Source organism: Pseudomonas oryzihabitans (genome assembly GCF_006384975.1).
Taxonomy (GTDB): Bacteria; Pseudomonadota; Gammaproteobacteria; order Pseudomonadales; family Pseudomonadaceae; genus Chryseomonas; species Chryseomonas psychrotolerans_B.
This window is the reverse complement of the sequence record NZ_CP021645.1, coordinates 1,166,253-1,179,128: the sequence shown is the minus strand read 5'-3', so window position 1 is coordinate 1,179,128 and position 12,876 is coordinate 1,166,253. Positions and strand designations below refer to the sequence as shown.

Here is a 12,876-nt window from a genome sequence, read left to right as displayed (position 1 = left end):
TAATTCTTCCGCGGTTTTGCACCGGCAGCGAATTCCTTCCCGTGTTTCAGCCTATTCGGTTTCGCCGCTGAACAAACGTGAGTGGGTAATCAGGCCTAGGCTAGACCCGCTCGCTCTTCTAATGGACAGGTTTCGTTCAGGCATCGTGACGCAAGCGATAACCCACACCTGCTTCGGTCACGATGAAACGCGGGGCCACGGGATCATCGGCCAACTTTTGCCGCAAATGACCGACCACGATCCGCAGATAGTGGGTGTCCTGAGCATGAGTCGGTCCCCAGATATCGATCAATAACTGGCGTTGCGTCACGACCCGTCCGGGATGCTGGGCGAGCGCTGCCAGAACGGCGTATTCCTTGCGCGTCAGGGCAACTTCGTTATCGGCCAGGGTGACCCGCCGATAGGCGAAGTCCACGCGTAATTCGCCCACCTCCAGGGTGGCGACCTGCGCGGTGGTGCTGCCCGTCGTTTGGCGGAGCAGGGCGCGGACCCGGGCGAGAAATTCCTGGATACCGAAGGGCTTGGTCACATAGTCGTTGGCGCCGGCATCCAGGGCGCGGACCTTTTCGCGTTCATCCGCCCGCACCGAGAGCACGAGCACCGGTACCGCCGACCACTCGCGCAGCTCGGCCAGCACCTCCTGGCCATCGCGATCTGGCAAACCGAGATCGAGGATGACCAGCGCCGGCTGGCCGACGGCGGCCTGGGCCAGGCCGTCCGTGCCGGTAGCGGCTTCGCTGACCTGGTAGCCCTGGGCGGCGAGGCTGATGCGCAGGAATTTGCGGATTTGGGGTTCGTCGTCGATGACGAGGACATGAGCGGACATCAGCAGGGTTCCACGCGAGAGGGCGTCATCATAGCGCCTGCGGTGAGCCAGGTACCTGGGCTATTCCGCAGGAGGCGTCGGTAGTGGCAGATGCATGCGCATCGTCGTGCCCCTGCCGTCGAGCCCGTCATCCACACTGACCCGGCCGCCATGCGCGCCGACCATGCCCTGGCAGATTGCCAGGCCCAGCCCGGTGCCCTGGCCGCCGCGATCCCCACGGGCGGCGGTGTAGAACATGTCGAAGATCCGGGCGCGATCTTCCCGCGGAATGCCGGGCCCCTCGTCCGCCACGGCGATCTGTAGCTCACCGGCCTGGCGGGTAATGCTGATTTCCAGGCGCCCGCCGGGTTCGGAGAAGCGGATGGCGTTTTCCAGGACATTGACCAGGGCCTGTTCGATCAGCGCCGGATGGACCCAGAGCAGCGGCAGGCCTTCTTCCACCCGGGTGGTGACCTGCAAGCCGGTCAGCAGCGGTTGCAGGCGCTGCAGGGCGCTGGCGAGGATGTCGCCGGGGTCGACCCAGTCACGGGCCAGTTGCAGACTGCCATGCCCAAGGCGGGTCATGTCCAGCAGGTTCTGGATGTAGCGATCGAGGCGCTCGGCTTCCTGGCGCGTGGCATCCAGCAGCTCCTGGCGATCACTGGCGGGGATGGCCTCGCCCAGGGTCGCCAGGGCATCGATGGAGCCGCGCATCACGGTCAGGGGCGTGCGCAGATCATGGGAGACGGAGGCCAGCAGGGCGCTGCGCAATTGCTCGGTCTCGCCATGCAGGCGCGCGGCCTCCAGATCCTCGCTGAGACGGACCCGCGCCAGGGCCTGGGCCAGGGGTTGCGCCAGGCTGGCCAGGTGACGACGTTCCACATGGTCCAGCGGTTGGGCATCCGTGCGGCGTACGCCGAGGACCGCGAGACTGCCACTCTCGGCCAGCAGCGGCCACCACCACCAGCTACCGGAGGGCAGGGTGTCGGTACCGCAGCCCGCCGGCTTTTCCTGCTTCCAGGCCCATTCGGCGGCGATGCGCTCGTTATCGGCCAGCACCAGGTCGGACGGGTGGGGCGCCAGTCCCGCCTTGTCTTCAGGGAGCAGCAGGCAGACGTGTTGCCCTTTGCCGCCCAGGTGCTTGAGGGTGACGCTGACCACCGCCTGGCGGTCGCTGGCGGCGCTCAGTTGGCGAGTGAAGTCCAGCAGTGCCAGCGTCTCGCGCTGGGTCAGGCGCAGTGCCTGCAACTGCCGGCGCTGGCGTGCGGCGAGGTCGCCGGTGAGCAGCGCCATGAGCAGGAAGAAGGCGAGGGTGAGCACATCCTGTTCGCGATTGATGGTCAGCGAAAAGGCCGGCGGAATGAACAGGAAGTCGTAGGCAAGAAAGCCGAGTAGGGCGCAGAACAGCGCTGGTCCACGACTGCTGCGCACCGCCACCAGCAGCACCGCGGCGAGAAAGACCAGCGAGATGTTGGGCAACTCCAGCAAGCCCGAGACGCCTTCGGCGATGGCGGCGGCCAAGCCGGTCGCCAGGATGGCCGCGCCATAGGGGCCGGGCCGCCAGGGGCGCCGAGGACGAGCGGTGGGCGGGGCGTCGCGATCCAGGTCGAGAATGGCGATCTCCAGGCCCTGGGCCAGGCGCAAAAGTCGGTTGGCCAGGCGGCGTCTCAGGCTGAAGCCACGTGGTCGCCCGCGGCCGATCAAGAGCACGCTGGCTCTTTGATCGCGGGCATGGCGGACCAGAGCGCGGGCCGGGTCGCTGTCGCGCAGGGTCAGTACCTCGCCGCCGAGTCGTTCGGCCAGGCGCTGGCTGGCCTGTAGATTGGAGCGGGCGCTGTCGTCCAGCGGTTGGCCGGTGTCGACGTGGACCAGGGTCCAGGGCAGGTGGCGCTGTTCCGCCAGGCGACTGGCATGACGCACCAGGCGTTCCGCCGAGGGCGAGGTGCCGGCGCCGACGATCAGGCGCCCCAGTAGCGGCGGTGCGGCCTGACCCTGCTGGCGATAGCGCAGTGCCAGGGTCGAATCCACCTGGGCGGCCGCGGTGCGCATGGCCAGCTCGCGCAGCGCGGTCAGGTTGGTCTGGCTGAAGAAGGCATCGATGGCGGCGCGGGCCTGTTCGGGCACATAGACCTTGCCCTCGCGCAGGCGCTCCAGCAACTCCCGGGGTGGCAGGTCGATGAGCACCAATTCATCGGCATCGAGCAGGACCTGGTCCGGCACCGTTTCCCGTACCTGCACGCCGGTGATGTCGCGCACCTCGTCGTTGAGACTTTCCAGATGCTGGACGTTGACCGTGGTGTAGACGTGGATGCCGGCGGCGAGCAGGTCCTCGACATCCTGCCAGCGCTTGGCGTGGCGGCTGCCAGGGGCGTTGCTATGGGCCAGCTCGTCCACCAGCACCAGTTCCGGCGGCTCGGCCAGCAGGCCCTCCAGATCCAGCTCGGTGAGCTTGAGACCCCGGTGCTCGACCCGCCGCAGCGGTTGCTGCGGCAGACCGGCGAGCAGGGCAGCGGTCTCCCGCCGCCCATGGGTTTCGACGATCCCGGCACGTACCCGGCGACCTTGGCGCAGGGCGGTCTGAGCGGCTTGCAGCATGGCGTAGGTCTTACCCACCCCAGGGGCGGCACCGAGAAAGACCTTGAGGCGCCCGCGCCCTTCGCGATGTTCGGCGAGCAGCGCTTCGGCGCGCCCGGTGCTGTCGGTCATTTGCTCAGGTCTGCCAGGGCCAGGTTGAGGAGCAGGACATTAACCGTTGCCGGGCCGAAGAGCGAGGTGTGCGTCTGCTCGCGTACCAGGGCTTCCAGCCGTTCCGGTGCCAGACCGCGAGCGGCCGCGACCCGGGCGATCTGATAGCGGGCGCCGGCCGGGGTCAGGTCCGGGTCGAGGCCGCTGGCGGAGGTGGTTACCAGTTCCTGGGGCACCGGGCCCTGGCCGGTCACCTGGACCTCGGGCAGCGCCTTCTCGATCCGCTCTCGCAGCGCCGGTGCCGACTGCGCGAGGTTGCTGGCGCTGCTGGAGACGGTGGCGTAGTCGCCAGCCGAGGGGCGCGGCTGGAACCACTCGGGGCCGCTGAATTTCTGCGCGATCAGGCGTGAGCCGACCACGCTGCCGTCGGCGCGCTGGATCAGGCTGCCGCCGGCCTGGTCGGCGAACAGCACCTGGCCGAGCACCGTCACCAGCAGGGGGTAGGCGCCCCCGGTCAGGGCGCTGAGCAACAGGAGCATCAGCACGGCGGAACGCAATTGCATGAGCATGGCGGTCTCCTCAGACCAGACCGAGGGCGCCGAGCGCCAGGTCGATGGCTTTGATGCCGATGAAAGGCACGGCGATACCGCCCAGGCCGTAGATCAGCAGGTTGCGACGCAGCAGGGCGGCGGCACTGGCGGCCTTGACCCGCACCCCACGCAGCGCCAGGGGAATCAGCGCGACGATGATCAGGGCGTTGAAGACGATGGCCGAGAGAATGGCGCTCTGCGGGCTGGCCAGGTGCATCACATTGAGCACATTGAGCTGCGGATAGATGCCGGCGAACAGCGCGGGCAGGATGGCGAAGTACTTGGCCACGTCGTTGGCCACCGAGAAGGTGGTCAGGGCGCCGCGGGTCACCAGCAATTCCTTTCCCACCTGCACCACGTCCAGCAGTTTGGTCGGATCGGAATCCAGATCCACCAGGTTGGCGGCCTCGCGGGCGGCCTGGGTGCCGTCGTTCATGGCCATGCCCACATCGGCCTGGGCCAGGGCCGGGGCGTCGTTGGCGCCGTCGCCGCACATGGCCACCAGCTTGCCCTCGGCCTGTTCGCTGCGGATGCGCTCCAGCTTCTTCTCCGGGGTGGCCTCGGCGATGACGTCGTCCACGCCCGCCTCGGCGGCGATGGCGGTGGCGGTCAGGGGGTTGTCGCCGGTCACCATCACGGTGCGAATGCCCAGGGTACGCAGTTCGGCGAAGCGTTCGCGGATGCCGGGCTTGACCACATCCTTGAGGTGGATGGCGCCGAGCAGCCGGCCCTCGCCACAGACCAGCAGCGGGGTGCCGCCACTCTTGGCGATGGTCTCGATCTCCCGGGCCAATACCTCCGGCAGGTCGGCGCGGGTCTGGCCGAGAAACATCAGCACGGCGTCCACCGCACCCTTGCGATACTCGCGACCCTGCCAGTCGATACCCGACAGCCGCGTCTCGGCACTGAAGGGGATGGGCGTGACCTGGGCACGCGGCGGCTCTTCCAGCGGGTGCAGGTTGCGCAGGTACTCGACGATCGAACGGCCCTCCGGGGTCTCGTCGGCCAGGGAGGCATAGAGGGCGCCTTCGGCCAGGGCCTTGGGGGTGACGCCGGGGGTGGCGTACAGGGCGCTGCAACGGCGGTTGCCGAAGGTGATGGTGCCGGTTTTGTCCAGCAGCAAGGTGTGGACGTCACCCGCGGCCTCCACGGCGCGGCCCGAGGTGGCGATCACATTGAGGCGCACCAGGCGATCCATGCCGGCGATGCCGATGGCCGAAAGCAGCCCGCCGATGGTGGTGGGGATCAGGGTCACCAGTAGGGCCACCAGGAACAGCAGTGGCAACTGGCCGCCGGCCAGGGCGGCGAAGGGCTGCAGCGTGACCACCACCAACAGGAAGATCAGCGTGAGGCCGATCAGCAGGATGTCCAGGGCGACCTCGTTGGGGGTCTTCTGGCGCTTGGCGCCCTCCACCAGAGCGATCATCCGGTCCAGGGTGGATTCGCCCGGATTGGCGGTGATGCGCACCCGAATCCAGTCCGACACTACCCGCGTGTTGCCGGTGACCGCCGAGCGGTCACCGCCCGATTCGCGAATCACCGGCGCGGATTCGCCGGTGATGGCCGCTTCGTTGACCGCGGCCACGCCCTCGATGATCTCGCCATCGCCGGGGATCAGCTCGCCAGCCTCGACGCGCACCACCTGGCCCTTGCGCAGGGAGCTGGCCGGCACCATGCGATGGTTGCCGTTCTCCTCCAGGCGGGCGGCCAGGTTCTGGCCGATGCCCTTGAGGCTGTCGGCGCGAGCCTTGCCGCGGCCTTCGGCCAGGGCTTCGGCGAAGTTGGCGAACAGCAGGGTGAACCACAGCCAGAGGGTGATCTGGACCGCTACCCCAGTGCTGACGCCATTGTTGGGCGCCAGGCACAGCAGGGTGGAGAACAGCGCGGTGATCTCCACCACGAACATCACCGGCGAGCGGATCTGCTGGCGCGGGTCGAGCTTGACGAACGCCTGCCGCAGCGCCTGGCGCCAGAGGGTGCCGGCGGTAGGGGTGGGCAAGGTGTGGGTCTGGGCATCCATTTCAGCGGACTCCGAACAGTTGCAATTGATCGGCGATCGGCCCCAGGGCGAGCGTCGGCAGGAAGGTCAGGCCGCCCACCAGCAGGATGGTGACGACCAGCAGGGTGACGAACAGCGGGCCATGGGTGGGGAAGCTATTCGGGCCCACCGGCACGGCGCGCTTGGCGGCCAGGCTGCCGGCGATGGCCAGGATCGGCAGGATGTAGCCGAAGCGACCGATCAACAGCGCCAGGCTCAGCATCAGGTTGTGGAAGGGGGTGTTGGCACTGAAGCCACCGAAGGCCGAGCCGTTGTTGGCGGTGGCTGAGGTATAGGCATAGAGCAGTTGGCTGAAACCATGGGGCCCGCTGGCACCGATGCCAGCCACGCCGGCCGGGACGCTGGCGGCGATGGCACCCAGCACCAGGACGCCCAGCGGCATTACCAGCAGCGTCGCCATCAGCAGACGCACCTCGGGTGCCTCCAGCTTCTTGCCCAGGTATTCCGGGGTGCGGCCGACCATCAGCCCAGCGATGAAAACGGCGATCAGCACATTGAGTAGCATGCCGTAGAGCCCGGCACCGACGCCGCCGAAGATCACCTCGCCCAGCATCATGTTGAATAGCGCGATCAGGCCGGTGAGGGGAGCCAGGCTATCGTGCATGGAATTCACCGAGCCGTTGGAGGCCGCGGTGGTCACCGTGGCCCAGAGCGCCGAGGCGGTGGCGCCGAAGCGGGTCTCCAGGCCTTCCAGGGAGGCGCCCTGGGTGATCGGCAGGTTGGCCAGCGTCGGATTGGCGTGGTCCTGGGCCGCGATGGCGACCACGGCGCCGAGCACCAGCAGGCCGAACATGGCGGCGAAGATCGCCCAGCTCTGCCGCTGGTCCTTCACATAGTGGCCGAAGCTGAACACCAGGGCGGCCGGGATCATCAGGATGGCGGCCAGCTCCAGCAGATCGCTCAGCGCCGTGGGGTTCTCGAAGGGATGTGCCGAGTTGACCCCGAAGAAGCCGCCGCCATTGGTGCCGAGTTGCTTGATGGCGATCTGGCTGGCGGCCGGGCCGAGCGGCAGGCTCTGGCTGGCGCCCTGCAAGGTGGTGGCATCCACGTAGGCGGCGAAGGTCTGGGGCACGCCTTGCCAGATCAACAGCAGCGCCAGCGGCAGGCACAGTGGCAGCAGCACATAGAAGGTGGCGCGGAACAGGTCGGCCCAGAAATTACCGATCTCCCGGGCGCTCCGCCGGGCAATGCCGCGAGCCAGGGCGGCCAATACCGCCACGCCCACGGCGGCGCTGACGAAGTTCTGCACCCCTAGCCCGACCATCTGGCTGAAGTAGCTCAGCGAGGCTTCGCCACTGTAGGCCTGCCAGTTGGTGTTGGTGACGAAGCTGATGGCGGTGTTCAGTGCCAGGGTCCATTCCAGGCCCGGAAGATGCTGGGGATTCAGCGGCAATTCGCCCTGCAGCAACAGGATGGCGAACAGCAGGGCGATGCCCAGCAGGTTGAACAGCACCAGGGCGATGGCATAGGTGCGCCAGTCCTGACCGCGGCCATCGGTGCCGACCAGCTTGAGCGTCAGCCGCTCCAGGGGCGCGCCGATGAAGGTCAGCCAGGTTCGCTCGCCTTCGAGCGCACGATAGAAGAAGCGCCCCAGGAAGGGCGCCGGAAGAAAGGTCAGGGCCAGGAAGGCCAGGATGAGGAACGCGGCTTGCCTGTCCATGCCGCCTCCCTAGGACCGGCCGGCGCGCAGCAGCGCCGCCAGCAGATAGACGAACAGACCCAGTGCCAGCAGCAGGGCCAGGAGATTCCAGGGATTCATTGCGCGCTCTCCACGAATTAAAACTCCTCGAACGGCGATTGCCGCGTAGAGAAATTGTCGGGAGGAGGGCTGTAAAGAAGCGAGACGTGCTCAGGGAAAGGGGCGTAAAGAAAGCGTTAAATCGGCCCCGCCCTCCAGGCGTGACGGGGCCTCTAGCGCATTACTGTTGCGGGGCGTTCTGTTGCTGCTGTTCCTGCTTGGCCTTCTTGTTGGCCTCGTGGTGACCGATGGCGCAACCGGCTGCGGCACCAGCGACGCCGTGCCCCCCAGCGACATGGCCAGCGGCACCGCCAACGACGGCACCCTTGATGCAGCCGGCGGCAAAAGTAGCTTGGCTGGCGCCTAGTAGCAGGGCGGAAAGGGCAAGGGTAGGCAGGAGTTTCATGGTGGCGACCTCTCGTGGGTGCGAAGTAATGTCCTGTAGCAATTGACCCGAACGAGCCTTGCCGGTTCTCTTGCGCTATCCAGTCGCGCTCGCGGCCATGGCCGCGATAGGCTGTAGGTTGGGTTGAGACGGCTCTATCGTCGAAGCCCAACATTGCCTGGGTCCGGAGACCCTGTTGGGCTTCGCTGTGCTCAACCCAACCTACGGCGGCCCGGGGTAGCGGCCGCCTCGACGGATCGCCATGGCCGTGATAACTGCGTCGGGCGCGGACGGGAGGCCGTGGAGAGTGCCCCCTGTACAGGCCGTGCTACTGGCGCATTCGCAGATGCAGCACCGCCCAATAGGCCGGCTTCGGTCGCTGCTGACGATCGAACAGCAAGGGCTGGTCATCGCCCGGCACACCTGGCTGGTTGTTGAGCCAGCTGTGGTTGTCGGCCACGCCCCACCAGGTCACGGCAGTCACCTTGGGATGCCTCAGGACCATGGCCAGCAGATCGCGATAGCGCTCGGCCTGCAGCCCCAAACGCTGTTGCAAGGTTAGCGTAGGTCGATAGTCATGGTGCTGATAGAGACTCATGTCCAGCTCGGTGATCTGGTTTTCCAGGCCCAGCCGGGCGAAGGTGGTGAGCGACTGGTCGATGGCCGCCAGCGCTGGCCAGTAGATGCTGATGTGGGTCTGGTGGCCGATCCCCTGCACCGGCACGCCCTCGGCCAGCAGCCCCTTCACCACCCGCGCCAGGCAGTCGCGCTTGGCCGGTTCATTGGTGTTGAACTCGTTGATGAACAGGCGCGCCTTGGGATCGGCGGCATGGGCCGCACGAAAGGCCTCGGCGAGATAGCCGGGGCCGACCACCTGCAGCCAGCGATCATTACGCAGGCAGCCAGGCTGATTGGGATCTATGGCCTCGTTGACCACATCCCAGGCGTAGACTCGACCCCGATAGTGCCCGACCACCGCGGCAATGTGCTGGCGGAGTCGCTGCAGCACCTGTTCGCGCGAGGCCGGTTGGCCGTTGTCCCCTTGCCAGAACCAATCCGGCGTATGGCTGCCCCAGAGCAGGGTATGGCCGCGCACCGCCAGGCCATGGCGTTCGGCGAAGGCGACGATGGCATCGGCCGGCCCGAAGACGTAGCTATCCTCCTGAGGATGGATCTGCAGGGGCTTCATGGCATTCTCGGCGACCACACTGCTGAACTGCAGCGCCAGCAGCGCGCCATCGTGGCCGGCGAGCTGATCGGGCTCGATGGCGGCGCCGATCTTCAGCCGGCCGTCATAGGCTGCGGCCAGGGAGCGGGTGGCAGCCGGCGTCTCTGGATCGGCCGCCAGGGCGACAGCGCTGGCATTCAAGAGACCGAGAGACAGCAGCAGGGCGACGACGGAGCGCGGCATCTTCGAGATTCCCCTGGGGACTCTAGCATGGCCTCGTAAGGGGTCAGGCGCTGCTTTCCGGCATCCCGTCAGGAGCAGGCCATTGACCTCAAAGGAAATGGTGCGGGTGATCTTCCTTCTTGGCCTTCTCCGCCAGGTGATGGCCAATGACGCAACCGGCGACCGCGCCCGCTATGGCATGGTGACCGGCGACATGCCCGGCCACACCGCCCACCACGGCGCCCTTGATACAACCGGCCGCCATGCTCGTCTGGCTGAGGCCGAACAGCAGGGCGGTCAGGGTGATGGCAGCAAGACGTTTCATGAAAGGGATCTCAGGCTGGATGGAGAGCCGAGGGTAAGGGCAGCAGGGTTAACTGGCGCTTAAGGCCGCCCATGGGGCGATGAACTTGTCGATCCGCTCTTCGATGCGACTTTCGACGGTGCGCAGGCGCAGGATAGCGATGCCGCTCCTGGCCAGGATGCTGTCCTTCATGGCATCCCGCGCTGCCTGATCGGGCCGGTCGTGGGCGCCGCCGTCGACCTCGATCACCCCTACCGGGATCTTGCCGACGCGGAAATAGATGACGAAGTCGCAACTGGCGCGGGCCATGAAGGCTCGCTCGCGCTCCGTCGGGGCCGGGTTGCTCGGCGCGGCGACCTGATCCAGTTTGACCTGATCATGGACCATCAAGGCGTGGTACGCCGGATCAGACAGGGCTTCGCGCAGCAACTGCGCCGCGATCTGCTCGGACTTGTAACGCGAATCCTCGGGTCGCAAGCGCGCGTTCAAGCGCGCCAGGGACTGGTCGTATTCGCGGTACAGCAGGTCGAAGGCCGACACCACGGGTGCACGGACGATCTGCGTGTCCTGGGCGTAATAGGTGAGGTAGCGCATCAAGGCCGCGATGTGCCCGTTGTGGCCGGCGAATACCGCGTCGCCCGTGACCAGGGTGAAGCGATGCTTGGCCCGTGACACCGCCACGTTGATCATGCGCGGGTCGTCGACGAACGTCAGCCGTTTGTGCTCCTGGTTGTAGCGCTTTTGGTCCAGTACGGTGGAGAAGACGATCTCGTCGCACTCCCGGCCCTGGAACTTGTGCACGGTGTCCTTGACGAAATCCGCCGGTAGGCGCGTGCCGGACAGGTTGACCTGGGCCCGGAACGGCGCGATGAAACCCCGGCCTTCGCCGTCCATGCCGACGGGCTCGCCCTCGTCGTCGAGCACCTTGAGCAAGGAGTCCAGTTCCCGCAGATTGGTGTTCTGGCGGGCATGATTGCCCTTGGCGGTCACCACCAGGCGCAGCGGTGTCTCGCCCTTGTCCTCGGTCATCGGCACCAGCGCGTTGTCGTAGAACTGCTGGTTGCAGAACTGGATGATCCTGGGATGGCAGCGGTAATGCTCTTTCAGCAGGGTCCTGGGTAGCGTCTCCTGGAACACCTTGATGCACGAATCGAGCAGGCTGTAGCGCTCGCAATCGTAGGTCTCGGCCGGCGCCGGCAGACCTAGCTTTACTGGAATATGAGCCAACTGGCGATTATCGCCGACGACGATCAGGTTCTTTGCGCAGCCCAACGGCAAGATGCCCGGCACGATGTCCTGTAGCGAGGCTTCATCGATGATCACGTAGTCGAGGATCGCTCCCGCTGCGATCGAATTGACGATGGAGTGCGTGCCGCTGCCCAGGATCGGGAAGCGCTTCAAGAAGGCGTCGAACTGTTTACGGTAGGTCTTGGCATCGAAGCGTTCCGACGGCCGAGGCAGCCTGTGCAGGTGCTGCTTCAGATGGCGCATCGAGGCACTCTTCACTTCATCCAACAGGGCGCTGAAATTGCCACGTGCCAGCGCCTCGCGGCATGCCTGCAACTCCGCTGCTTTGGCTTGCACTGCCTTGTCGTAGTAGTGCAGCTGCAAGGCATGAAACACGGACAGCCGCGCCTCGTCGTCGGCGAACGGCTTGGCGCGGAAAATCCGGAAGTTGAATAGCAGCTCGACACGGTCTTTGAGACGAATGCGCCGCTCGCCGAGATGGGCCAGGTAGGCCATCAGGTCGGTGCTCTTGCGCGGAGTTAGTCCGTACCGCGCCAGCGAGACGGCAGGCTGCACGCCATTGTCTGCCTGCCACTGCTGCAAATAGCGTCGCTCGATGGTCAGCTCATCGAGTTCGACCTGCAATTGCGCCGCCCGGTTGTGATCGTGCAGGTACTGCTTCAAGCGGGCCAGCAGGGTCTGGATCTCCTCCAGCGTCGGTGCGGGCTCGGGTTCGTCGGCTGGCCATGGCGGCAGAGCGGAGAAAAAAACCTCGCGGTTATCCTGATTGCCAAGCTTGGCGACCAGATAGCCCAGACCGCACTTCTCCAGCTTCTCGTAGACGTTTTCCACCGCCGCATTGTTGTTGGAGAGCACTGCCACCGTCTGCCCACGCAGCAGGATATTGGCGAGGATGTTGAGGATGGTCTGGGTCTTGCCCGTGCCTGGAGGACCCTCGATCACGCTGACCTGCGCGCGGAATGCCTGTTCAACTGCCGCGAGTTGGCTTTCGTTCAGTCCGAACGGAAAGATCAGCCCCCGACCCGGCGCCAGCAGGCCGTTGCGCCCCGTGCAGTAGGCCTGCAAGGCCGTGTCGGCACTGGCGGGTAGTTTTCCTAGCTGGCGCACGACATTGGCGGCGATGTCGCTGGCGGTCTTCGAAGCCGCACGTTCTTGCCGGGCATTGGCTACGGTAGTGAAATAGCGGAAGACCGGTGTGTCCTTCATCGCTGTCGGCATGACAAAGTCGACGTCATCCATTTTGAAGACTTCGGGTTTTTCGGTGTCTGGATAATGCACGACGGCATACCGCTCATCGTAGATCGTCGCCTTGACTATGGGCTTGAAGATCGTGCTGCCGGGTTTGGTTAGCAACCTCTCGCCCAGTTCGCGAGTGGGAGAAACGCTGCAGACGCTAAGCGGGCGCGTATAGCGTTTTTGGGAGGGGAAACAACACGTCAGTTGCAGGACTGCGTAGTTGTCGCTCCAGATCTTCCAGTCGCTGACTTGTGAGGTCTTATCCTTGCCATCCACCCAGATCGACACCATACATCTCTTTCCCTATGCGCACGACTTCGTTGTGTCTTCATCCAGGCGGCGAAGCCCGTCATTGCTCCAATGAGAGCGTTATATTGCCAGCGTCTTTTCCCTGGTTGATAGACGTCCGTGAACCCGATGCTTGTGCCCGACCTGC

At 65.8% G+C, this 12,876-nt stretch carries 10 protein-coding genes; all 10 read right to left on the bottom strand.

All coding sequences use genetic code 11. From position 1 onward, the window contains the following. Positions 1-136: 136 nt before the first annotated feature. A complete protein-coding gene (locus tag CCZ28_RS05130) occupies positions 137-826 on the bottom strand; it encodes a response regulator (protein ID WP_167509211.1) in 690 nt (229 codons plus the stop codon). A 60-nt stretch (positions 827-886) separates the two neighbouring features. Beyond that, a complete protein-coding gene (locus CCZ28_RS05125; protein WP_140216486.1) occupies positions 887-3,511 on the bottom strand; it encodes a sensor histidine kinase in 2,625 nt (874 codons plus the stop codon). Next, complete coding sequence (gene kdpC, locus CCZ28_RS05120) at positions 3,508-4,059, bottom strand: potassium-transporting ATPase subunit KdpC (RefSeq protein WP_140216484.1); 552 nt, start codon at positions 4,057-4,059, stop codon at positions 3,508-3,510. Before kdpC ends, CCZ28_RS05125 begins: the two co-directional genes overlap by 4 nt. A gap of 10 nt (positions 4,060-4,069) precedes the next feature. Then, the gene (gene kdpB, locus CCZ28_RS05115; protein ID WP_140216482.1) at positions 4,070-6,100 is read right to left on the bottom strand and encodes a potassium-transporting ATPase subunit KdpB; all 2,031 of its coding nucleotides are present in this window, start codon (positions 6,098-6,100) and stop codon (positions 4,070-4,072) included. 1 nt (position 6,101) lies between these two features. Next, on the bottom strand, positions 6,102-7,799 hold the full coding sequence (gene kdpA, locus CCZ28_RS05110; RefSeq protein WP_140216480.1) for a potassium-transporting ATPase subunit KdpA: 1,698 nt from the start codon (positions 7,797-7,799) through the stop codon (positions 6,102-6,104). 9 nt (positions 7,800-7,808) lie between these two features. Further along, on the bottom strand, positions 7,809-7,898 hold the full coding sequence (locus CCZ28_RS05105) for a potassium-transporting ATPase subunit F (RefSeq protein WP_140216478.1): 90 nt from the start codon (positions 7,896-7,898) through the stop codon (positions 7,809-7,811). A gap of 160 nt (positions 7,899-8,058) precedes the next feature. Beyond that, positions 8,059-8,283, bottom strand: a complete 225-nt coding sequence (locus CCZ28_RS05100) for a hypothetical protein (protein ID WP_140216476.1) — start codon at positions 8,281-8,283, stop codon at positions 8,059-8,061. Positions 8,284-8,590: 307 nt separating this feature from the next. Continuing rightward, positions 8,591-9,673: an endo-1,4-beta-xylanase gene (locus CCZ28_RS05095; protein WP_140216474.1), complete on the bottom strand. Its 1,083-nt coding sequence runs from the start codon at positions 9,671-9,673 to the stop codon at positions 8,591-8,593. A gap of 88 nt (positions 9,674-9,761) precedes the next feature. Beyond that, a complete protein-coding gene (locus CCZ28_RS05090; protein ID WP_140216472.1) occupies positions 9,762-9,977 on the bottom strand; it encodes a hypothetical protein in 216 nt (71 codons plus the stop codon). 48 nt (positions 9,978-10,025) lie between these two features. After that, complete coding sequence (locus CCZ28_RS05085; RefSeq protein WP_140216470.1) at positions 10,026-12,731, bottom strand: AAA domain-containing protein; 2,706 nt, start codon at positions 12,729-12,731, stop codon at positions 10,026-10,028. Positions 12,732-12,876 lie beyond the last annotated feature (145 nt).